The organism is Kutzneria chonburiensis, assembly GCF_028622115.1.
Classification (GTDB): domain Bacteria; phylum Actinomycetota; class Actinomycetes; order Mycobacteriales; family Pseudonocardiaceae; genus Kutzneria; species Kutzneria chonburiensis.
Window position 1 is genome coordinate 5,577,497 of sequence record NZ_CP097263.1, and the last position, 22,141, is coordinate 5,599,637.

20 protein-coding genes, 2 pseudogenes and 1 riboswitch are annotated in these 22,141 nt (G+C 70.2%); of the genes and pseudogenes, 5 read left to right on the forward strand and 17 right to left on the reverse strand.

Annotated elements, in window-relative coordinates; translation table 11 throughout:
- Positions 1-144 precede the first annotated feature (144 nt).
- Positions 145-999 (forward strand): helix-turn-helix domain-containing protein, encoded by an 855-nt coding sequence (locus M3Q35_RS25160; RefSeq protein WP_273934972.1) that lies wholly within the window; start codon positions 145-147, stop codon positions 997-999.
- 60 nt (positions 1,000-1,059) lie between these two features.
- Here M3Q35_RS25160 and M3Q35_RS25165 read toward each other — a convergent pair whose 3' ends face one another.
- On the reverse strand, positions 1,060-2,703 hold the full coding sequence (locus M3Q35_RS25165) for a purine-cytosine permease family protein (protein ID WP_273934973.1): 1,644 nt from the start codon (positions 2,701-2,703) through the stop codon (positions 1,060-1,062).
- A 131-nt stretch (positions 2,704-2,834) separates the two neighbouring features.
- Here M3Q35_RS25165 and M3Q35_RS25170 point away from each other — a divergent pair, with 131 nt between their 5' ends.
- Entirely contained in the window at positions 2,835-3,758 is a 924-nt protein-coding gene (locus M3Q35_RS25170) for an AsnC family protein (RefSeq protein ID WP_273934974.1), read from the forward strand.
- A gap of 87 nt (positions 3,759-3,845) precedes the next feature.
- Here M3Q35_RS25170 and M3Q35_RS25175 read toward each other — a convergent pair whose 3' ends face one another.
- Genes M3Q35_RS25175 through M3Q35_RS25185 form a run of 3 tightly spaced genes read right to left on the reverse strand, consistent with a single transcriptional unit; the run spans position 3,846 to position 6,698 of the window.
- Positions 3,846-4,730: an RluA family pseudouridine synthase gene (locus M3Q35_RS25175; RefSeq protein ID WP_273944457.1), complete on the reverse strand. Its 885-nt coding sequence runs from the start codon at positions 4,728-4,730 to the stop codon at positions 3,846-3,848.
- Between the two features lie 37 nt (positions 4,731-4,767).
- Positions 4,768-5,331 (reverse strand): signal peptidase II, encoded by a 564-nt coding sequence (gene lspA / locus M3Q35_RS25180; RefSeq protein WP_273934975.1) that lies wholly within the window; start codon positions 5,329-5,331, stop codon positions 4,768-4,770.
- Between the two features lie 14 nt (positions 5,332-5,345).
- Positions 5,346-6,698: an aminotransferase class V-fold PLP-dependent enzyme gene (locus M3Q35_RS25185; protein WP_273934976.1), complete on the reverse strand. Its 1,353-nt coding sequence runs from the start codon at positions 6,696-6,698 to the stop codon at positions 5,346-5,348.
- Positions 6,699-6,735: 37 nt separating this feature from the next.
- Positions 6,736-6,848, reverse strand: a riboswitch (SAM riboswitch).
- 178 nt (positions 6,849-7,026) lie between these two features.
- On the opposite strand from M3Q35_RS25185, the gene M3Q35_RS25190 reads away from it, so the two are divergent.
- Positions 7,027-7,302, forward strand: coding sequence for a hypothetical protein (locus M3Q35_RS25190; RefSeq protein ID WP_273934977.1), 276 nt, complete (start codon positions 7,027-7,029; stop codon positions 7,300-7,302).
- On the opposite strand, the gene M3Q35_RS25195 is transcribed toward M3Q35_RS25190, so the two are convergent.
- Positions 7,299-7,958: a DUF6304 family protein gene (locus tag M3Q35_RS25195; protein WP_273934978.1), complete on the reverse strand. Its 660-nt coding sequence runs from the start codon at positions 7,956-7,958 to the stop codon at positions 7,299-7,301. The two genes, M3Q35_RS25190 and M3Q35_RS25195, sit on opposite strands and share 4 nt — an antisense overlap.
- A 25-nt stretch (positions 7,959-7,983) precedes the next feature.
- A complete protein-coding gene (locus M3Q35_RS25200) occupies positions 7,984-8,421 on the reverse strand; it encodes an SRPBCC family protein (RefSeq protein WP_273934979.1) in 438 nt (145 codons plus the stop codon).
- Between M3Q35_RS25200 and M3Q35_RS25205 the strand changes: the two genes are divergently transcribed.
- Entirely contained in the window at positions 8,390-9,055 is a 666-nt protein-coding gene (locus tag M3Q35_RS25205) for a hypothetical protein (RefSeq protein ID WP_273934980.1), read from the forward strand. The genes M3Q35_RS25200 and M3Q35_RS25205 overlap by 32 nt on opposite strands.
- A 7-nt stretch (positions 9,056-9,062) precedes the next feature.
- On the opposite strand, the pseudogene M3Q35_RS25210 reads toward M3Q35_RS25205, so the two are convergent.
- The 11 genes and pseudogenes from M3Q35_RS25210 to ftsZ form a co-directional block, all read right to left on the reverse strand.
- Positions 9,063-10,543: pseudogene (locus M3Q35_RS25210) on the reverse strand (potassium/proton antiporter).
- A gap of 107 nt (positions 10,544-10,650) precedes the next feature.
- The gene (locus tag M3Q35_RS25215; RefSeq protein WP_273934981.1) at positions 10,651-10,905 is read right to left on the reverse strand and encodes a DUF167 domain-containing protein; all 255 of its coding nucleotides are present in this window, start codon (positions 10,903-10,905) and stop codon (positions 10,651-10,653) included.
- The gene (locus M3Q35_RS25220) at positions 10,902-11,450 is read right to left on the reverse strand and encodes a TetR/AcrR family transcriptional regulator (RefSeq protein WP_273934982.1); all 549 of its coding nucleotides are present in this window, start codon (positions 11,448-11,450) and stop codon (positions 10,902-10,904) included. Before M3Q35_RS25220 ends, M3Q35_RS25215 begins: the two co-directional genes overlap by 4 nt.
- A 132-nt stretch (positions 11,451-11,582) precedes the next feature.
- A complete protein-coding gene (ileS, locus tag M3Q35_RS25225) occupies positions 11,583-14,711 on the reverse strand; it encodes an isoleucine--tRNA ligase (RefSeq protein ID WP_273934983.1) in 3,129 nt (1,042 codons plus the stop codon).
- 309 nt (positions 14,712-15,020) lie between these two features.
- A complete protein-coding gene (locus M3Q35_RS25230; protein WP_273934984.1) occupies positions 15,021-15,641 on the reverse strand; it encodes a hypothetical protein in 621 nt (206 codons plus the stop codon).
- Positions 15,642-15,764: 123 nt separating this feature from the next.
- Positions 15,765-16,568, reverse strand: a complete 804-nt coding sequence (gene wag31, locus M3Q35_RS25235) for a DivIVA-like cell division protein Wag31 (protein WP_043723091.1) — start codon at positions 16,566-16,568, stop codon at positions 15,765-15,767.
- A gap of 70 nt (positions 16,569-16,638) precedes the next feature.
- Entirely contained in the window at positions 16,639-16,935 is a 297-nt protein-coding gene (locus M3Q35_RS25240) for a YggT family protein (protein WP_273934986.1), read from the reverse strand.
- A gap of 19 nt (positions 16,936-16,954) precedes the next feature.
- Positions 16,955-17,611: a cell division protein SepF gene (locus tag M3Q35_RS25245; RefSeq protein ID WP_273934987.1), complete on the reverse strand. Its 657-nt coding sequence runs from the start codon at positions 17,609-17,611 to the stop codon at positions 16,955-16,957.
- 67 nt (positions 17,612-17,678) lie between these two features.
- Positions 17,679-18,403 (reverse strand): annotated as a pseudogene (locus M3Q35_RS25250) (YggS family pyridoxal phosphate-dependent enzyme).
- Positions 18,400-19,098 (reverse strand): peptidoglycan editing factor PgeF, encoded by a 699-nt coding sequence (gene pgeF / locus M3Q35_RS25255; RefSeq protein WP_273934988.1) that lies wholly within the window; start codon positions 19,096-19,098, stop codon positions 18,400-18,402. Before pgeF ends, M3Q35_RS25250 begins: the two are co-directional and overlap by 4 nt.
- Positions 19,022-20,551 (reverse strand): cell division protein FtsZ, encoded by a 1,530-nt coding sequence (gene ftsZ, locus M3Q35_RS25260; protein ID WP_273934989.1) that lies wholly within the window; start codon positions 20,549-20,551, stop codon positions 19,022-19,024. The genes pgeF and ftsZ overlap by 77 nt, the downstream gene beginning before the upstream one ends.
- A 439-nt stretch (positions 20,552-20,990) precedes the next feature.
- Here ftsZ and M3Q35_RS25265 point away from each other — a divergent pair, with 439 nt between their 5' ends.
- On the forward strand, positions 20,991-22,094 hold the full coding sequence (locus M3Q35_RS25265; protein WP_273934990.1) for a pyridoxal-phosphate dependent enzyme: 1,104 nt from the start codon (positions 20,991-20,993) through the stop codon (positions 22,092-22,094).
- Positions 22,095-22,141: the final 47 nt, after the last annotated feature.

Here is a 22,141-nt window from a genome sequence, read left to right on the forward strand (position 1 = left end):
CGAAGTGCCATGTAGCAGACTGCTAGTAGCATTGCGCCCGCTGGCACAACGCCAGCTAGCATGAATGCTAGCTGGCTGATTGCTGCTGGCATAGAGGTAGGAGGCTGAACGCCACGTGGCAGATAGGGAGGTGGCGGGGAGACTATGACGAACCAGAGCCCGGTTGTCCAGCAACGCTGGCTACGGTCCGAGCTCCGGCGCGCGCGTGAACGGTCGGGCGCGACCCAGAAGGACGTCGCGGACGCCCTTGACTGGTCGACGTCCAAGGTCATCAGGATCGAGACGGGCGCCGTCGGGGTGAGCACGACAGACCTGCGGGCGCTGCTGGCGTACTACGGGGTCACCGACAAGTCCGCCATCGACCAGCTCGTCGACGCGGCCAAGGGCCTCCGGAGGGAGGCCTGGTGGGACAAGTACCGCGGCACGCTGTCGCCGCAGTTCCTCACGGAGATCAGCTATGAGTCGTCGTCGGTCCGGCTGCGCCAGTACCAGACGCAGGTGGTGCCGGGGCTGTTGCAGACCGAGCAGTACGCGCGGCAGCTGATGACCACGTTCGCGGAGGAGCCGGAACGGATCGAGCTGGGGGTTCGCGTCCGCATGGAGCGCCAGACGCAACTCATCCGCGAGGACGGCCCGGAGCTGTTCTTCGTGCTCGACGAGGCGGTTCTCCGTCGTTGGCTCGGCGGCCCCGACGTGCTGCGGGGTCAGCTCGACCACCTGCGGGCGGTCGCCGAGCGGCCGAACGTCAACATCCAGGTGCTGCCGTTCAACGCCGGCGGCCACCGCGGCATGTTCGGCTCGTTCACGCTGTTCGAGTTCCCGCTCGAGGAGCAGGACTTCGCCGTGCGGGTCGAGCACAGCGGGCCGGACATGCTCATCCGGGACAACCCCGAGGAGATCAGCTTCTATCTCGAGACGTTCTTCGAGCTGGAGGCGCTTGCCCTGCCCAAGGGCGAGCTGAGCACCGTGATCGACAAGGTGCTTTCGGAACTGCCCTGACGGGTGGACGGTGTTGAGGCGCGCCGGCGTGGCCGGCGCGCCTCACCATGTGTCCGCCTCCTACACCGACCGGACCGTGAGTTGCACCAGGACCGGGCCCGAGGTCTGGCAGACCTGGCCGCACGAGGTCTCCAGCGTGCAGCACAGGGAGCAGACGGCGCCGCCGTGGTGGGCGCAGTCGACGATGTCGGGGAGTTCGTACGGGTCCTGGCAGACCTCGCAGACGTGGGTGAGGGTGAGGTCGGTGGCGCCGGAATCGGGGCCGGAGACGAGGTTGGGGCGGGCGAGGTAGTACTTGCCGCCGGTGAGTTTGGCCATCAGCGGCACGGCGATCATGGCCAGCAGCAGGGCGATGAACGGGCTCCAGGCGGCGGCGATCTCACCGAAGGCGCCGAAGTAGGCGACGACGGAGACCACCGAGGCAAGGACCATGGAGCCGAAGCCGACGGGGTTGACGGCGTACAGGTAGGCGCGCTTGAACTCGACGTAGGGCGGGCTCCAGCCCAGGGGCTTGCAGATCACGAGGTCGGCGACGACGGCGCCGATCCACGCGATGGCGACGTTGGAGTAGAAGCCGAGGATGTTGTTGAGGAAGGCGAACGCGCCGAACTCCATGAGGGCCAACGCGATGCCGCAGTTGACCAGCACGTACCAGGCCCGCCCCGGGTGGCGGTGCAGCACACGGGAGAAGAAGTTGGCGAAGGACAGGGACCCGGAGTAGGCATTGGTGGTGTTGATCTTGATCTGGGAGACCACGACGAACAGGGCGGCCAAGGGCAGGGTGACGGCGCCGAGGGCCGGGCGCACGGCCTCCACGTAGGGAGCGATCGGCTCCAGGACGGCGGACTGTCCGATCGCCCCCAACGCGCAGAACGCCAGGAACGCCCCGCCCAACTGCTTGAGCGCGCCCAGCACCACCCAGCCGGGCCCGGCGGCGATGACCGCCGCCCACCAGGCCCGCCGGTTGGCCTCGGTCTTGGCCGGCATGAACCGCAGGTAGTCGGCCTGCTCCCCGATCTGCCCGATCAACGACAGCGCGACGCCGGCCCCGAGGCCGACGCCGGTCAGCGACAGGCCGCCGCCGAACGAGGTGAACTGGCCGAACTTCTCCGGATGCGTGGCCAGCACGACCACGAACGGCAACACCAGCCCGGCGATCCACACCGGCTGCGTCCACACCTGCATCCGGGCCAGCGCCCGCATGCCGAACAGCACGAACGGCAGCACGATCAGCGTGGTCAGCAGGTAGCCCAGCGCCAGGGGTAAGCCGAAGGCCAGCTGGAACGCCTGGGCCATGATCGACCCCTCCAGCGAGAAGAAGATCACCGTGAAGCTGGCGTAGATCAGCGACGTCAGCGTCGACCCGAAATAGCCGAAGCCGGCGCCCCGGGTCAGCAGGTCCATGTCCACGCCGTAGCGGGCGCAGGCGGTGGCGATCGGGATGCCGGTCAGGAAGATGACCACCGCCGCGATACCGATGGCCAACGCGGCCGACGAGAAGCCGTGCAGCATCACGATGCTGGCGCCGATGGCGAAGTCGGCCAGGTAGGCGATGCCGCCGAGCGCCGTGCTGGCCACGGAGAACGGGGACCAGCGGCGGAACGACTGGGCGGCGTAGCGCAGCGAGAAGTCCTCGCTGTCCTCGTTGGCCGCGAGCCAGGCGTAACGACGCTTGGGCGCGGTCTCCGGCGCGGTGACGGTCATGGGCACCGACGGTAGGAAGGCCGTTTTACGTCCAGGTTCCGGCGCTGTTACCCCCCACCGGGCAGGTGATCTTCCCCGGTGCGGCGCACCGGGACGGACGGCGCGCCGGTCGACCGGGTAGCGTGCCAGCCGTGGCCGTGCCGGATCCTGTCGACTTCCGTCTGCTCTCGCTGATCGCCGAGATGGGACGGGCCGCCGTGCACGACGTCGCGGCGCGGTTGGGCATGGACCCGCGGGAGGCGGCCGCACGCCTGGTCGCGCTGTCCGCGCAGGGCATGCCGCTGCTGGTCGGCGTGGAGTGCGACCCGAACGGGATCAGGGCGGCGCTGGCCGCCGCCAGCCGGCCGCCGCAGCAACAGCAGTGGCCGGGCTACCAGCAGCCGCAGTACGCCCCGCCCCAGCAGCAGGTGCCACAGCCGCAGTACCAGCAGCACCCGCAGCCGCAGTACGCCCCGCCGCCCCAGTACGCGGCGCCGCAGAGCGTGCCGTTCCCTGCGCAGCAGCAGGCCGCCCCCACGCCGGTGCAGCCCGCCGCGCCGCAGCAGCCGCCGGCCGGCGGCACGTGGGGGCCGCCGCAGACGGCCGCGTGGGCCCGTGGCGACGAGCAGACCGTCACCGCCGCGCCCGTGCCCCCGCCGAAGTTCACCGTGGGCACCACGCAGCAGACCGTCGGCCTTGAGGGCGAGCAGCTGTCCATCCAGCTCGTCGAGGTCGTCGACCCGGCCGACTTCCTGTTCACCGCCGCCGGCTACCGGCTCCAGGAGGGCGAGCGGGCCGTGGTCGTGCACACCGAGCTGACCAACCGCGGCACCGTGCCGTTCTCCTCGCTGCCCGATCTGTACCTGCTGCTCATCGCGGCCGACGGGCAGACCGTGTCCAAGGCCCCGGTGTCGCTGTCCTCCCGGCCGCCGCACCGCATCGGCGTGCAGCCGGGCGAGACCGCCGGCGGGCACACCGTCTACGTGCTGCCCGACTCCACCGAGCTCACCTCGGTCCGCTGGAGCCCCCGCCCCGACGACCCCGCCCACTCCCTCACCTGGGAGATCGAGCCCTAACCCACCCGCGTTTCACTTTTCGCCACATGCGCTTCCTATGTGGCACTAGACGCCACATAGGAAGCGCATGTGGCAGAAAAGTGGAGCTCAGCTCTCGGCGCGGATACGCTCGAGGGCGATGCGCAGGTCGTCCGGGTACTGGCTCTCGAACGTCACCCACTCGCCGTCGGCCGGGTGGTGGAACGACAGCGACTTGGCCTGCAACCACTGGCGCGACAGGTTGAGCCGCTTGGCCAGGACCGGGTCGGCGCCGTAGGTCAGGTCGCCGACGCACGGGTGGTGCAGGGCGGAGAAGTGCACGCGGATCTGGTGCGTGCGGCCCGTCTCCAGGTGCACTTCCAGCAGCGACGCCGCCCGGAACGCCTCCAGCATCTCGTAGTGCGTGACGCTCGGCCGGCCGGTAGCCACCACGGCCCACTTGTAGTCGTGCTTGGGGTGCCGGTCGATCGGCGCGTCGATGGTGCCGCGCGTCGGGTCGGGATGCCCCTGCACGAGCGCGTGGTAGACCTTGTCCACGGTGCGTTCCTTGAACGCCCGCTTGAGCACGGTGTAGGCGTGCTCGCTCTTGGCCACGACCATCACGCCGGTGGTGCCCACGTCCAGCCGGTGCACCACGCCCTGCCGCTCGGCCGCGCCGGACGTGGAGATCCGGATACCGGCGGCGGCCAGGCCGCCGACCACGGTCGGGCCGTTCCAGCCGGGGCTCGGGTGCACGGCCACGCCCACCGGCTTGTCGACGACGACCACGTCGTCGTCCTCGTGCAGCACGACCAGGCCCTCGACCGGGATGGCCTGCACAGTGACCGGCTGCGCCGGCGGCGGCAGCGTCACCTCCAGCCACGAGCCGGCGATCAGCCGGTCGGACTTGCCGACGGCCCGGCCGTCGACCAGCACGTCGCCCGAGTCGGCCAGGGTGGCCACGGTCGTGCGGGACAGGCCGAGCAGCTTGGACAGGCCGGCGTCGACCCGCATGCCGTCGAGGCCGTCGGGGACGGGCAGCTCGCGAAGGTCACTCACCGGTCTTGGCCTCCCGCGTCGACCGGCCGTCGTAGTCACGGCCGATGATCGCCATCAGCACGATGAGCGCGCCGCCGACACAGATCGCCGAGTCGGCGAAGTTGAACACCGGGAAGTACTGGGCGTTCGGCCCGAACACGGAGATGAAGTCGACCACGTGCCCCTGGAGCGCGCCCGGGGCCCGGAAGATCCGGTCCAGCAGGTTGCCCAGCGCGCCGCCGAACACGAAGCCGAGGCCGACGGCCCAGCCCCGCGAGCGCAGCCGGGGCGCGACCCAGATGATCGCGGCCAGCACGCCGACGCAGATCACGCTGAACACCCAGGTCATGCCGGTGACGCCGAGCGAGAACGCGGCGTAGGGGTTGCGGATCACGTCGAGGTAGACCAGGCCGCCGGCCAGCTCGAGCGGCGGCTTGCCCTCGAGGTTGGCGACGACCAGCGCCTTGGTGACGATGTCCAGCGCCAGTGCGACGACGCCGGCCGCGGCCAGCAGTCCGATCCGGCGGGGCAGCGGCCGCTGGGCCGCGACCGGTTCGGTGTTGGGCTCGGTGCTCACCGGGCCATTGTCCCTCAGCCGGCGACGAAGGGCGGCAGCGGCCGGTTGTCGTCGGCCGGCACCCAGCGGCCGTCCTGCTGCACGTACGTCCACTTCGGCCCGTTCGTGACGAGTTCACGCAGCGCCGCGATGAGACGGTTCACGTGCTCCAGCGTGCTGCCCAGGCCCAGGCTGGCCCGCAGGGCGCGCTGTTCGGTGGCGTCCACGCGGTCCAGCAGGCGGCGCGTCGCCACGTGCGCGCAGAATGCGCCGTCACGGACGCCGATGCCGTACTCCGCCGACAGCGCCGCCGCGATCAGGCCCGCCTCGTGGCCGTGAATGGTGAAGCTCACGACACCGACACGGTCCGCGTCGCTGAAGATCGCCAGCTCGTGCAGGCCGGGGATGCTGCGCAGGCCCTCACGCAGCCGCGTCAGCAGCGTCTGCTCGTGGGCGACGATGCGATCCCAGCCGTGCCGGGTGATCGTGTCGCAGGCCGCCGCGAGCGCGTGCACGCCGACCACGTTGGGCGAGCCCGCCTCGTGTCGCTCCGGCACCGCCGACCACGCCACGCCGAGGTGGTCGCCCCAGTCCACGACGCTCTTGGTGGCGCCGCCGCCGACCAGGTACGGCTCCGCCGCCTGGAGCCAGTCCGCGCGGCCGATCAGCGCGCCCGCGCCGTACGGGGCGTACAGCTTGTGGGCCGAGAGCACCACGTAGTCCACGTCCAGCGCCTTGATGTCCACCGGGCGGTGCGGCGCCAGCTGCGCCGCGTCCAGCGCGATGCGCGCACCGAAGCGCCGGGCCACCTGCGCCAGCTCCGCCACCGGCCACAGCTCGCCCGTGACGTTCGAGGCACCCGTCACCACCACCAGGCGCGGGCCTTCCGGGCACAGCTTCAGCGCCGCCTCCAGCGCCGGCACCGCCGCCGCGGCCGACTCCGGCGTCTGAATGCGACGGACGTTCGGGCCGCGCCAGGGCAGCAGCGCCGCGTGGTGCTCCGTGTCGAACAGGACCACGGAAGTGCGGCGCGGCAACGACTTCGCCAGCAGGTTCAGCGAGTCCGTCGTGTTGCGCGTGAACACCACCGTGTCGCTCTTACGAGCGCCCACGAAGCGCCGCAACGTATCCCGGGCCTGCTCGTAGACCTTTGTGGACACCTGCGAGGCGAATCCCGCGCCACGGTGGACACTTGCGTACCAGGGCAGCAGTTCGTCGACCGCGTCGCGCACCTGCTCCAGACAGGGGGCGCTGGCCGCGTGGTCCAGGTTGGCGTACGTGATGCGCTCGCCGGTCACCAGCGGCACCGACAGCCGGGCGCCGACCACGGCCGGCACGGTGGGGATGCCACTCTCGGTGTTGCGGGCCGGCGGGATCGCGATGGTCACGGGGGTGCTCCTCGGGTCAGGGACCCGCCGTGCAGAGGGTCCGCGCTTGCCCGGTCGCGGCGCGACGGGCCTGGTCCTCACCCGGGGCACCCCACCGCGGAGGAGGGTTGCCGGCCAGCTAGCCGGGGCTTGACGCTGGCACTCATGACCTTTCGTCAGCGACGATAACCGACCGTGCGCGGATCCGTCGAGACGTCCTCCCACATCGTGAGAGCCGTCACGAACGGGTGTTTCTCTTCCCGGAGGAGTGAAGCCCCTCTCTTTTTCCGCCCCGACCGGCGCAGACTCGGCCCCGGCAGCACCTTGGCCGACCCGCTCGGAGGTAGTCATGTTCCGCGAGCTCGACGACGAGCTCAGTCGCCACCTGGCGATGCTCGCCGACCTCGCCCTTGACCCCGATGACCGCCTGGTCAGCGGCATCACCCGCACCCAGCTCCCCCGCGTCGTCGATGCCGTGGCCACCCTGCTCAGCGAGCACTCCCCCGACCCCGTCGGCCGCTGCGGCACCTGCCGCCCCGACCACTGGTGGCAGTCCCGCCCCGCCTTCCCCTGCCCGGCGTACCTGGCCGTGCACCGCGCCTTGTTCGCCGGGACGTTGGCTTAGCCGCGATAGCCCGTGCCGGGCACCCGGCGCTCGTACTCCGCGCACAGGTACGTCTCCGGCACCTCCTCGGCGACCGGCACCGACCAGTAGTCGCGTTTCGAGCGCACCGCCAGGTACTGCTCCTTGGCCTCGCGGTGACAGCAGATGCCCATCATGTCGCGGCCCGCGGGCGAATAGTCCGCGTACTGGCAGGTGACGCAGCACGCCAGCCGTGCACCGGACGGGAAGCCGTCCTCCAGACGCTGCAGACCTCGTTCGAAATCGTCCGCCGCGACCTGGACGGTGACGCCCTCGACCTCCGCCGCCAGCCTCAGGTTCCTCGGTTCGTCGATTCGCAGGTCAAGGCCGAACCGCACCGTCGTCGGCCGTCGGCTGCCGTCGATCTCCAGCGTGCACGGCAGTTCCCCGCTCAGCGCGCACTGATCGAGATCGCCGGCTCCGTTCACCGTCAGCTCGCGCTGCCCCGGCTCGACCGGTTCGAGCCCGTCGAACTGGAACCCCCAGACCTCGACGCCGCGCACCACCGTGTGGATCTCGACCCGCCGATCGCCCGGCCCGTACCGAACGGTCGGTTCGAACCGCCAGACAACGGATTCCGTGCCGCGGTCGTCTTCGTAGCTGCCCGGAAAGGTCTGCGGGGCAAATCTGGGAACCATGGGTCCATGCTGCCCGTTCGCAACCTCAGGACTCCAGCAAACGTTTCAGCGCTGCCAGGTCTTTGCGATTGGCCCGCCGCATCGCCGACGCCATCATCGGTGCCGTGACAGCCGCGAAGCCGGCCGGCGAGCCGCTGTTGCGTAGCGTCATGCGGGTCCTGCCGGAGTCGACGGCTTCCCACGTGTAGGTGGTGCGCATCGGGAAGGGCCCCTGGGCGGTCTGCATCACCAGCCGTGCACCGGGCACGAGCTCGACGATCTCGTACGTGTAAGCCAACTCCCGGCCGAGGAACCGCGCGACGAACGCGACGCGGGAGCCCAGGGCGAGCGGCGGCGGGGTTTCCCAACGCACGGACCGGATGTTGACGTACCAGCACGGCGCGTTGGTCGGGTCGGCCGCGTAGTCGGCGACCCGGGCGAGCGGGGCGTCGATGACGATCTCGGTGAGGACGTCGACGGCCATACCCGATTGTCGCACGCCGAAACTGACTCGCTGGGCTTCCTACGCTGGACTGATGAGCTTCTTCGGCGATTACCTCGACAAGAAGGTCCCCCACCCGCCGACGCCCACCGGCCGGGGCATCTCCCGAAACGACATCGCCCGCGACGGCTACGCCGTCGTGCTGCCGGGGCTGCTGCCCTGGACCGGCGTGGTGGGCCGGAGCGAATCGGCGTGTGTTGCCGTCACGGGTGTCCGGTGCTGGCCGGAATTTGCTCAGCTGTCGCTCACCACATACCACCGCAACGGCCAGGGGACTCACATGCTGACGATGCCCCGTTTCCACGAAGACGCCGAGGAGATACTCCGGTTTGGGGTGCTGTTCGCGGACGGCCGGAGGGCGACGAACCTGGACCACCTGGCCTGGAACGACGGTGCACCAAGGAACCCGCCGGCGGACCACCCGGTGCTGTTCCCGGCGGGCGGCTCCGGCTGGGCCGGTCGTACGGAGATACAGGTCAGCCTGTTTCCGCTGCCACCGGCCGGCCCGGTGACGCTGATCGTGGAGTGGCCGGCGGAAGGCATCGCCGAAAGCCGGACCGAGTTCGACGGGGCGGAGATGCGTGCGGCGGCGGAACAGGCCGAGAGAATCTGGTAGCCGAGAATCAGTCCCGGCCGGATTCGCCTTTCCAGCGGGCGAAGCGGCCGGCGCGGTCGACGGCGCGGATGCGGCGTTCGGTGGCGTCGCGGACCTTTTCGGTGGCTACGACGAGGATCTGGTCCTCCTCCTGCAACCGCGTGGTGGGGGTGGGGGTGAAACCGGCCTCGTCGCGGACGATGAGGCTGATGGTGGCGCCGGCGGGCAGACGAAGCTCGGACAGGTACACGCCGTGCAGCTTGGATCCGGGCTGGACGCGAACCTGGAGCAGCTCGGCGCCGAGGGTGTCGAGGGGGCGGAGTCGACCTCGATCTCCGTGGTGTCGCCGGACTTGACCAAGCCGAGCCAACGGGCGACCAGCGGCAAGGTGCCGCCCTGGATCAAGGTGAGCACGACCACCAGCACGAAGACGGCGTCGACGAGGTGCTGCGCGCCGGGAACGCCCTGGGTCAAAGGAATCAACGCCAGCACGATGGGCACGGCACCGCGAAGTCCGGACCACGACAGGAAGATCTGTGCCCGCCAAGGCACCCGGAACGGGGTCATGGACAGCAGCACGGAGAGCGGACGGGCCAGGAGAAGGAGGACGGCGCCGGCGACGAGGGCGGGGATCAAGGCGCTGAGCAGCCGTGCGGGTGAGGCGAAGAGGCCGAGTAAGACGAACAGGCCGATCTGGGCCAGCCAGCCGAGACCCTCGGCGAACGACAGGGTGTCGGATCGGTGCGGCAGCCGGGAATTCCCCAGCACCAGGCCGGTGACGTAGGTGGCGAGCAAACCGGAGGCATGCACGAGGTCACCGAACGCGTAGGCCAGCACACACATGGCAACGGTGGCGACGGGATAGAGGCCGGTGGCGGGCAGGGCCGCGCGTCTCAGGCCGAAAGCGCCGAGCCAACCGACGAGAATGCCGACGGCGGCGCCGATGCCGAGCTCGTAGACGACGAGCAGCGGCGTCGTCCAGCTCACCGGATCGGGTGACACGAGCAGGACGACGGCGATGAAGACCGGGGCGTCGTTGAGACCGGACTCGAGTTCCAAGGCGCCGACCAGGCGCTTCGAGACGCCGACTCCCCGCAGCACGCTGAACACGGCGGCGGCGTCGGTGGACGACAGGACCGCGCCCCACAACAGGGCGGTACGCCAGTCCAGGCCGAGCAACAGGTGTAACGCGAAGCCGGTGACGGCGACACTGACCGCGACCGCCACAGTGGACAGTGCGATTCCCAGCCCCAGCGAGCTTTTCACGGACGACCACCGCGTGGTGAGCCCACCCTCGGCCAGGATGAGCACGAGCGCGGCGATGCCCAGCGACTGGGTGAGCGCGGCGTTGTCGAAGCGGATGCCCAACCCGGCCTCGCCGATCAACAGCCCGATGCCGAGGTACAGCAGCAGTGAGGGCAGACCGAGGCGGACGGAGACGCGCACGGCGAACACGGAGAGCAGGAGTACCGCCGCTCCTATACCGAGCGCTGTCGAAAGAGTAGGCATCCCACCTCCCGGATGTCACCTGTCGGCATGAACAGTGTGCGTGACGATCACGGAAAAGTACTAATCGACCACTTTGGATGTCCACAGTAGACGGTGCGGAACCGGTGTTAGACTAGAAGTTCGCGCAATCGCCCGTAGGCGTCCGGAAGTTCGACGATCTTGTCCCGGCTGCGCTCGCCGGACACGATGACCACGTCCTGACGGCGGATGCCGAATGCGCCGGCCAGCGCCTTGCGCACGGCCTCGTTGGCCTTGCCCTCCACGGCCGGCGCGGTCACGGCCACGATGAGCGCCCCGTCGCCCCACACCCCGCCGACGGCCTCACGCCGCGCGCCGGGTTTTACGCGCACAGCGAACTTCATGGGGCGGTGAGGAGACGGTAGGCGTTGCGCGCGTACTCGACGGGATCGCCGATCTCCACGCCCCGGCGCACCATCTGCACGTGCCCGAGCAGGAAGGTGTGCAGTTGCAGCGCCCGGTCACGGGCAGTGGCCTCGTCGAAACCCATCGCGACGAGCCGCGAGGTCAGGAAGTCGAGCCGGCTCTCGCTCAGCTGCCGCATCGCCATCGCCACCTGCGGGTCGTCGGTCGCGGCGATCATGGCGAACTCGAGGTCGTTGCCCGGCCGGTCCACGACCACCCGGCTGAAGACCAGCCACAGCTGCTCGTCCGGCGGCCGCTCGATCGAGGCGAACGCGGCCAGGCCGGTGATGATGTCTCCGGTCCAGCAGTCCAGCGCCGCCTGTAACAGCGCCTCACGGCTGGGGAAGTGCCAGTAGGCGCTGCCCTTGGTCGCGCCGAGCCGCTGCGCGAGCGGCTCGACGGCCAGGGCGCCGACGCCCCGCTCGGCGATCATCTCGAGGGCCGCCGCGACCCAGTCGTCCTTCGTCCGGCGCTTCCCGGCCACGGTTCCGTACGGTACCGTACGGAACCGTGATCCGTACGGCAGCGTATGGAATCTGGTGAGGGGAACGTGCGGGTTACACAGCCGGTGGCGACCCCGGTGCCATGGGGGTGACCGGGGTCGCCACCACCTCACTCAGGCTTTGACCACCTGAACCGCCACCTCACCGCCGTCGCCGACCGCACCGGTGACACCGCCGTCAACGGTCCCGTACGACACGCCGTCGGCCAGGGTCTCCGACGCCAGGAAGGCCTCGTGCGTACGCACCGCGGCCACCACGTCGTCGGACGCCGACACGGTCAGCGTGATCCGGTCGGACACGTCGAGACCGGCGTCCCGACGGGCCTGCTGCACGACACGGACCACGTCCCGCGCCACGCCCTCAGCCGCCAGCACGTCGGTGACCACGGTGTCCAGCACGACCAGCCCCGCCCCGCCGGGCAGCGCTGCGGTGGCGGCCGGGTCGGTGGCGACGAGCCGCTGCTCGTACTCGCCGGGCAGCAGGTCGATGCCGGCGGCCGAGACCGAGCCGTCCTCGGTGGCGGTCCACTCGCCCGCCTTCACGGCCTTGATCACCTTCTGCACGGCCGCGCCGAGCCGCGGACCGCAGGCCCGCGCGTTGACCGTGAGCTGGAACTGGCCGTGCGCGGCGACATCCGTGGTCAGCTCGACCGACTTGACGTTGACCTCGTCGCCGATCAGGCCGACGAACGGCCGCAGCGCCTCGGCGTCCGGCGTGGCCACCACGAGCTCGGCCAGTGGCAGCCGCACCCGCAGCTTGTTGGCCTTGCGCAGGGACAGCGCGGCCGAGCAGACCTGCCGCACCTCGTCCATGGCCGCCACCAGCGCGGCGTCGGCCGGCACCTCGTCGACCGACGGGAAGTCGGCCAGGTGCACCGACCGGCCGCCGGTCAGCCCGCGCCACACCGACTCCGTGGTCAGCGGCAGCAGCGGCGCCGCCACTCGGCTGACCAGCTCCAGCACGGTGTGCAGGGTGTCGATGGCGTCCTGCTCGCCGGCCCAGAACCGGTCACGCGAGCGGCGCACGTACCAGTTGGTCAGCACCTCGAGGAAGTCCCGTACGGCGAAGCACGCGCCGGCCAGGTCGTACTCGTCGAGCGCCTTGGCCACCTCGACCACCAGGTCGTGGGTCTTGGCCAGCACGTAGCGGTCGAGCACGTTGGCGCTGTCGACCCGCCAGGTGCCCTGCTTGCCGGCCGCATTGGCGTACAGCGCAAGGAAGTACCACGAGTTCCACAGCGGCAGCACGGCCTGCCGCACCGAGTCGCGGACGCCGCGCTCGGTGACGACCAGGTTGCCGCCGCGCAGGATCGGGCTGGACATGAGGAACCAGCGCATGGCGTCCGAGCCGTCGCGCTCGAACACCTCGTTGACGTCCGGATAGTTGTTGAGCGTCTTGGACATCTTCTGGCCGTCGTCGCCGAGCACGATGCCGTGCGCGATGCAGTTGCGGAACGCCGCCCGGTCGAACAGGGCGGTGGCCAGCACGTGCATGTTGTAGAACCAGCCGCGGGTCTGCGCGCTGTACTCGACGATGAAGTCGCCCGGGTAGTGGTTCTCGAACCAGTCCGAGTTCTCGAACGGGTAGTGGACCTGGGCGAACGGCATCGAGCCGGACTCGAACCAGCAGTCGAGCACCTCCGGCACGCGACGCATGGTCGACTTGCCGGTCGGGTCGTCCGGGTTGGGCCGGGTCAGCTCGTCGATGACCGGCCGGTGCAGGTCGTTCGGGCGCACGCCGAAGTCCCGCTCCAGCTCGTCCAGCGAGCCGTAGACGTCGGTGCGCGGGTAGGCCGGGTCGTCGGACATCCACACCGGGATCGGCGAGCCCCAGAACCGGTTGCGGGAGATGTTCCAGTCACGGGCGTTGGCCAGCCACTTGCCCATCTGGCCGTCCCGGACGTGGTCGGGCACCCAGTTGATGCCCTGGTTGAGCTCGACCATGCGGTCCCGGAACTTGGTCACGGCCACGAACCAGGACGACACCGCACGCTGGATCAGCGGCGTGTCACAGCGCCAGCAGTGCGGGTACGAGTGGTCGTAGGTCTCATGCCTGAGGAGGACGCCACGCTCGCGCAGATCCTTGATGATGGGCTTGTTGGCCTCGAACACCTGGAGATCCGCGTAGGGCGCAACCTCAGCGGTGAACCGACCGCGCGCGTCCACCGGCACCACGGGCTCGATGTCGGCGGCGTCGGTGACGGCCTTGTCCTCCTCACCGAAGGCCGGCGCGATGTGGACCAGGCCGGTGCCGTCCTCGGTGGTGACGTAGTCGGCCGACAGGACCTGGTGCGCGTTGGGCCGGCCGGCGAAGAAGTCGAACACCGGCGTGTAGCGGCGGCCGAGCAGGTCGGCACCCTTGAAGCGGGCCAGCACGGTCGGTTCCTCGCCCAGCTCACGGGCGTAGGCGCGGACCCGAGCCTCGGCGAGCACGTACTTCTCGCCGTTGGCCTCGACGGTCACGTAGTCGACGTCCGGGTGCACGGCGATGGCCAGGTTGGACGGCAGCGTCCACGGCGTGGTCGTCCAGATCAGGGCCAGCTCGCCGGTCTCGAGGCGCATGCCCACCGTGACGGCCGGGTCCTGCCGGTCGCGGTAGGTGTCGTCCATCTTGGTCTCGGAGTTGGACAGCGGCGTCTCGCAGCGCCAGCAGTACCACAGGACGCGGAAGCCCTCGTAGACAAGACCCTTGTCCCACAAGGTCTTGAACGCCCACATGACGCTTTCCATGTAGTCGAGGTCGAGCGTCTTGTAGTCGTTGTCGAAGTCGACCCAGCGGGCCTGGCGGGTGACGTAGTCGCGCCACTCGTCGGTGTAGCGCAGCACCGAGGTGCGGCAGGCGTCGTTGAACTTGTCCACGCCGAGCGCCTCGATCTCGGCCTTGGAGGAGATGCCCAGCTCCTTCTCGGCCCGGACCTCGGCCGGCAGGCCGTGGCAGTCCCAGCCGAAGCGGCGCTCGACGTGCTTGCCGCGCATGGTCTGGTAGCGCGGGACGACGTCCTTGGCGTAGCCGGTCAGCAGGTGGCCGTAGTGCGGCAGGCCGTTGGCGAAGGGCGGGCCGTCGTAGAAGACGAACTCGTTGCCGCCGTTCTCGCCGGCCGGGCGACCGTCCACACTGGCCTGGAAGGTCCCGTCCTTGCCCCAGTAGTCGAGGACGGCCTGCTCGAGCTGGGGGAACGACGGCTGCGCGGGCACGCCGCCGCTCTGAGAGCCAGCCGGGAAGGATTCGAGTGGGTAGGCCATCGGTTGCTGCTCCTCGCGGTCCCGTCGTCAGTCCTGACGGGGACGACGCGCTCGCGCGCACCGCGGTACCACCCCGATTGCCGCCAGCGAGGTGGCGGCCACTCGTTTGCGGGCTGTGACGGGCCCACCCGTCCGGTTCTACTGAGGCCTGGCGGCCCGTTCTTCCGGAGGCTCCCCGGTGATGGCCGGATCGACGCCTGTGCTCTGCCAAGCGTAACGCGCCCCCGCAAATCACTTCGCCCCCGCTGCCACATGCGCTTCCCACTTGCGCTCAGATGCCACATAGGAAGCGCATGTGGCATCTGGGGGTTACTTGCGGGCGGCGGCGGCGAGCTTGGCGTCGGGGGTGCACGCGGCGCAGGGGGTGAAGCCCAGTTGCCGGGCCTCGTCGACCGGCAGCGGGATGGTCGGGCGGTCGCCGACCCAGGCGCAGCCGGCGAGGTGGTAGCGGGGGCGCTCGTCGAGCACCAGCACCTCGTCGGTCAGCTCGGAGACGACCAGCGCGTCGGCCGCGTCGGTGTCCTCCTCGGCCGGTTCTGGCTGATCATCACGATTCGTGCCGACTCGGACACCCCCGGTGGCAACGCTGTCAAGATCACCTGTAGCCTGCGATTCTCCCGGTCCACCCTCGTCTTCCTGGGGGTCCGCATCAGAATCGTCGTCTCCGCCGTCGACGGTCTTGCCGGCGACAGCCGCCTCGCTCACGGGTGGGCGCGCGCCAGCGCGACGCCGGCGCTGCCAGTCCAGCAGCAGCACCGCGGCGCCGACGACGCTGAGCGCGACCGAGCCCCACGCCCACAGGATCTGGGTGGACACGAGCGCGACCACCAGCAGCGCGAACGCGGCCAGCACGCACAGCAGCACGACGTACAGCAGCCCGGAGGATTCCCTACCGCCACCGCTGGACGACGCTGGGTTGTTCGACGACACCCGGCGACCCTACGTCACCACGCCGTTCCAGATGGCGTAATGACGCGTTCCTGTTGGTTGACGCGTGTCATCGCGAGCAGACCCAGCCAGCGGGTCTGCCGTCTTTGGAGCCTCAGATCCAGCTCAGCCGGCTTCGGCGCGGGCGCCGAACGTGTAGCCACCGCTCTGGCGTCCCTCGCTGGGGGCGGCCGAGGTGCGGTCGTTCAGTTCGGCCAGCTGCGACTCGAGCAGGCTCTTGAGCCGGGTCCGGTACTCACGCTCCATGGTGCGGAGCATGTCGATCTTCTTCTCCAGCGCGTTCTTCTCCTGGGTGATGTTGCCCATCACCTCGGCGTGCTTGCGCTGCGCGTCGCGGTCCAGCGCCGCGGCCTTCTCCCTGGCGTTGCGCTCCAGGGTCTCGGACCGGGTCCTGGCGTCGTTGAGCATGGTCTCGGCGCGGGTACGCGCCTCGTTGACCATGGTGTCGGCCTTCGCCCGCGCCTCGGAGAGCAGCTGCTCGGACTTGGTGCGGGCCTCGGCCAGCATCGAGTCCGCCTCGCCCTTGGCCTCACCGGTGAGCCGGTCGGCCATCTCCTGGGCCAGCCCCAGGACCTTGGCCGCCTGCACGTGGTGATCACCACCGGGCGTGGTCTGCTCCATCACCGACGGCGGCGGGACGGAAGCGAGGCGACGGGGTTCCTCGCGGCCGGGCATGGGGCCGCTGCCGACCTTGCTCCGGGCGTCGTCCAGGTCGGCGCGCGCGGCCTCCAGCTGGGAGTCCAGCTGCTCGACCTGGGCGCGCAGGTCGGAGTTCTCCTCGATCAGGCGGGCCAGCTCGCCCTCAACCAGGTCGAGGAAGGCGTCAACCTCGTCCTCGTTGTAGCCCCGCTTCCCGATAGGAGGCTTGCTGAACGCGACGTTGTGCACGTCAGCGGGGGTCAACGGCATCAGATCACCTCACGGCAGTCACGACCGGTGCAGCGTCGGGATCCCCGTCACCCGGGCTGCGTCAGCCGCATCAGGATGTATGCGTCAGATTCAGGCTCAGTTGCATCAGTATGTACACAAGCAGGAACACGACCATAATCGATAGGTCCAGCCCGACGCCCCCGATTCGTACCATCGGTATCACGCGACGGGCCAACCGGACCGGCGGGTCTGTCACTGTGTAGATGGTCTCCAGCGTGACCGCAACCCCGCCGGCGGGCCGCCACTCCCGGGAGAACGCCCGGACGTACTCCACGACCAGGCGCGCCGAGAGCAGCAGCCAGAAGAAGAACAGCACGTAGTAGACGACCACGAAGACCGGTTGCACGCCACCACTGTGCCATCCGTCATGACTTGGGGAGGAAGCCACCCTCCGCGAGGCGCCTGCGGTCCTCGGCCGTCACGTCCGTGTTCGGCGGTGAGAGAAGGAACACCTTGTTGGTGACCTTGTCCATGCTGCCGCGCAGCGCGAAGGCCAGCCCGGCGGCGAAGTCGACCAGCCGCTTGGCGTCCGCGTTGTCCATGTCGGTCAGGTTGATGATCACCGGCGTGCCGTCCCGGTAGTGCTCGCCGATGGTCCGCGCCTCGGTGTAGCTGCGCGGATGCAGGGTGATGATCTTGGCCAAGGGGTGTGCCACCGGATCCTGGGCCGGCCGCAGTCGCGTGACCGGCTCGTGCTTGGGCTCGACCGCGAGCGCGCCGTGGGTCGGCGCCTCGGTCGCCCAGCTGCGGCGGCCACGGGGCCGGTCCTCGGGCAGCTCGTAGCCGTCCTCGTCGTAGTCGGCGCGGTAGGACGAGCGGGCCGACAGCGTGCTGCCGCCCGAGCGTGGCCGACCGCTCGAGTAGCGATCGTAGTCGTCGCCGCGGCCAGAACGATCATCGCGGTTGCGGTCGTCGTAGTCGTCCCGGTAGTCGGCGACGTAGCGGCCGTCCTCGTCGTAGCCGTCCATGTCGTCGCCCGGCACCATCCCGAAGTAGGCCTTCAGCTTCTGAAGCGCACTCATGCCAGCCCTTCCTCCGCGACTCCCCGACGACCTGGACGCGCGGCGACGCGCCCGGGTTCCCCACCGCCTACGGCGAGGCTAGCCCTCTGTACCCCAGCAAACCCGTTCCGACACGCACGCACGTGGATCCCTGTCCGATCGCCGCAGCTAGATCGCCCGTCATGCCGGCGGAGAGCTCGACGGCCGTCGGATGATCGGCTCGTACCCTCGCTGCTGCCTTGGACAGGAGTTCGAAGGCCGCTGCTGGATCCATCGACAATGGTGCGACTCCCATCACACCGCGCAAGATCAGTTCACTCGAACGGCCTATCTCGTCGGCCAGCTCCAGGAGTCCCGACAGCGCAACGCCACCGCGCTCGGTGTCACCGTCCAGGCTGGCCTGGATCAGCACGCTGAGCGGCTCGGCCCGGGTCCCCTGGTCCGGGCCCCCGCGACGGCCTTCGCGAGCGCAGCGGCCAGCCTGGGCGAGTCAACGGACTGCACCTCGTCGGCCCATCCCACGATCGAGCGAGCCTTGTTGCGCTGCATCCGGCCCACCATGTGCCACCGAACGGACGTTTCGGGCAGGGCCAGCGCCACCTCGGCCGCCTTCGGGGCGGCCTCCTGGTCCCGGTTCTCGGCGAAGTCGGTCACGCCGAGGTCCGCCAGCAAGATCGCGTCGGACGCCGGGAACGTCTTGGTGACGGCGAGCAGTTTCACCTCATCGGGGCTACGGCCGGCGGCCCGGCAGGCGTCGGCGATCTGCTCCCGGACGGCGGCGAGGCCCTCGGCCAGCTGATCCCGACGGCTCATGCGTCGATCCAGGTCACGGCGGCCAGCCGGCCGGTCTGACCGTCGCGCCGATGGCTGAACAGGGTCTTGTCCTCGACCGTGCAGCGCGGGTCGACGCCGATCCGGGCCACGCCGAGGCCGGCCAGCTGCCGCCACAGCCCGGCCCGCAGGTCGAGGGCGGGCGTGCCCTTGCGGGACTTGGTCGCGCTGCCCGGCAGGTGGGCCTCCACGTCGTCCCGCATCGCCGCCGGGACCTCGTAGCACTCGCCGCACACCGACGGGCCCAGCAGCACCTCGATCTGCTCGGCCTTGGCGCCGGCCTCGACCATCGCCGCGACGGCCGCCGGCACCACGCCCACCCGGGCCCCGACCCGGCCGGCGTGCACGGCGGCCACCACCCCGTTCTCGGCGTCGGCCAGCAGCACCGGCACGCAGTCGGCGACCAGCGCCACCAGCGCCAGGCCCGGCCGGTTGGTGACCAGGGCGTCGGTCGCCTCGGCCGGTTCGTCCAGCGGACCGTCCACGGTCGTCACGGTCCGGCCGTGCACCTGCTCCATCCACACCAGCCGGTCCACGCCGAGCTCGGTGGCCAGCCGCTCCCGGTTGGCCCGCACCGCCGCCGGGTCGTCACCGACGTGATCACCCAGGTTGAACGACTCGTAGGGGGCCTTGGACCGGCCACCGGCCCTGGTCGTGACGACTCGACGAACGCGCATGGCTTGATTCTCCCCGTCGCCCTTGTGACGCACCTGAGTGGCTCACTTGGCCGTGGAGGCCAAGTGAGCCACTCAGGTGGCCAAGAAGTGAGGTTGGGTCAGCGGCGCATGAAGGGGGGACGTCGACCTCGTCGTCGGGGTCCTCGGGCAGCGGGACCGCGCGGGACGGCAGCGAGCCGTGCCGCTCCGGCGTGGCCGGGTAGCCGTTGCCCGAGCTGGGGCGGCTCACCGGCGGCAGGCCGGAGTTGCCCTGGCCGCCCTGGCCCATCGAACCCTGGCCCATGGTGCTCTGCGGCTGGTAGCCGCTGCTGGGCGGCGGCACGGCGGTGTAGCCGTTGGACGGCTGCGGCGCGACGTGCTGCTGGACCGGCGGCGGCGTGTGCTGCTGGACCGGCTGGGCCTGCGGCTGGGGAGCGCTGAGCTGCCCGGACTCCGCGACGGCGGTGGCCGTCGGCGACCTCGGGGGCGAGGTCAGCGCGGTCGGCTCCAGCTTCTTGTGGGTGGGCCCGCCGCTGTCGAAGCCGGCGGCGATCACCGTGACCCGCACCTCGTCGCCGAGCGAGTCGTCGATCACCGTGCCGAAGATGATGTTGGCGTCCGGGTGGGCCGCCTCCTGCACCAGCGACGCCGACTCGTTGATCTCGAAGAGGCCGAGGTCGGAGCCGCCGGCGATGGCCAGCAGCACGCCGTGCGCGCCGTCCATGGACGCCTCGAGCAGCGGCGAGTTGATCGCCTTCTGCGCCGCCTGCACGGCCCGGCCCTCGCCGCGGGCGGAGCCGATGCCCATCAGGGCACTGCCGGCCCCGGACATGACGCTCTTCACGTCGGCGAAGTCCAGGTTGATCAGACCGGGCGTGGTGATCAGGTCGGTGATGCCCTGGACACCGGACAGCAGCACCTCGTCCGCGGAGCGGAAGGCGTCCATCAGGCTCACGCCCACGTCGCCCAGCTGCAGCAGCCGGTCGTTGGGGATGACGATCAGGGTGTCGCACTCGTTGCGCAGCTGCGTGATGCCGTCCTCGGCCTGCTTCGCGCGGCGCTTGCCCTCGAAGCTGAACGGCCGCGTGACCACACCGATGGTGAGCGCGCCGAGCTTGCGGGCGATGGAGGCGACCACCGGCGCGCCGCCGGTGCCCGTGCCGCCGCCCTCGCCGGCCGTCACGAAGACCATGTCGGCCCCCTTGAGGACCTCCTCGATCTCCTCGCGGTGGTCCTCGGCGGCCTTGTGCCCGACCTCGGGGTTGGCGCCGGCGCCGAGACCGCGGGTCAGCTCGCGGCCGATGTCCAGCTTGACGTCGGCGTCGGACATCAGCAGCGCCTGGGCGTCGGTGTTCACCGCGATGAACTCGACGCCCTTGAGCCCGACCTCGATCATGCGGTTCACGGCGTTGACGCCGCCGCCGCCGATGCCGACGACCTTGATCACCGCGAGGTAGTTGTGCGGGGGCGTCATCGGATCCGCCTTCCTGATCGTGGTACTCGAGCTCTCGTCCTGCGGTGGTCACCTTCCCGTCCTGGCCGCCCCCGGCCAGGCTCCGGTCAAACTCTCGACCTCAACCAAAGGCTTCGAGTTATGTCAACCCCGACATTGGGGTGGACGGTATGCACCACAGGTGCGACGGTCCAGCAGCCACGCCGAACACGGACCCAGGTCTTAGACGGCCGAGCGTCGGCCGCACCTCTTTCAGGCATGTCCCCGAGTACGGCGTTCACGCCGAACCACGCAATGCAGAGCGTAGTCTGTGCGGCCGTCACCCGTGTGGTGCGGGGCGAGGTCGGGTGAGTTCCCGGACATCGCCGCCCCACTTGTGGAATACGGCGAGACGGGGTCTCGGACGGAGATCACCTCCAACCCGGCCGCGGTCACGGTGGGTAGCCAGTACGGTGGGGACGTGACGGGTCCGGTGCGGGTGTGCCCCGAGTGCGGTCGACAGTTCGAGTTCACCGATCCGGCGTGGCGCTGCTGCGGCGTGCCGATGCGGCTGGCCGAGCCGCCCGCGGCCCCGGTGCCGCCGGCCGAGCTGGCCGGCCGCCCGCTGACGACCTGGCGGTATGCCGAGGCCCTCGGCGTGCCGGCCGAGCTCTGGCGGTCGGCCACGCTCGGTGAGGGAATCACGCCACTGCTGTCCGCCGGCGACGACATCTCGGTGAAGGTCGAGTACGCCGCTCCGACGCTGTCGTTCAAGGACCGCGGGGTGGTGCTGCTGATCGTGCAGGCGTTGGCTGCCGGGGCGTCAAAGGTGATCGCCGACTCCAGCGGCAACGCCGGCACGGCGGTCGCGGCCTATGCCGCCCGGGTCGGGCTGCCGGCCGAGATCTTCGTGCCGGATTCGACGTCGCCGAAGAAGATCGCCCAGGTCAGGGCGCACGGGGCGAGCGTGAACCTGGTGCCGGGCAACCGGGAGGCGACCGCCGCCGCGGCGATCGAGGCGGTCGAGGCCGGCGATTCGTTCTACGCCAGCCACGTCTACAACCCGGTGTTCCACCTCGGCACCGCGACCTACGGCTTCGAGGTGTGGGAGCAGCTGGGCGGGCGGCTGCCCGAGACTCTGGTGCTGCCGGTGGGGAACGGGACTCTGGTCCTCGGTGTCACCCGAGCGGTGGCAGGGTTGCTGGCCGCCGGCTTGATCCCGACGGCCCCGCGAATCGTGGCCGTACAGGCAGCGAACTGTGCACCGTTGGCTGCCGCTTGGCGCACGGGCTCGGCGAAGCCGCTGGCCGTCGAGTCGTCGCCGACCATCGCCGAGGGCATCGCCATCGCCGCGCCGGCCCGTGGGGCCGAGATTCTCGCCGCGGTGGACGAGATCGTGACCGTGACCGAGGAGCAGGTGCTGGCCGGCCGGTCGGAACTGGCCCGGCGCGGGTGGTACGTGGAGGACACCGCCGCCGTGTGCTGGGCGGCCGCGCGGGCGAGCTACGGGGCCTGGGGCGAGGTCGTGGTTCCGTTGTCCGGGGCCGGTCTGAAGACAGGATGGACCCCCGCGAGTCCCGCCTAGCGTCAGGGCGAAAGTGTGAATCGGTTTCCGGTGTTCGGTGTGACTGT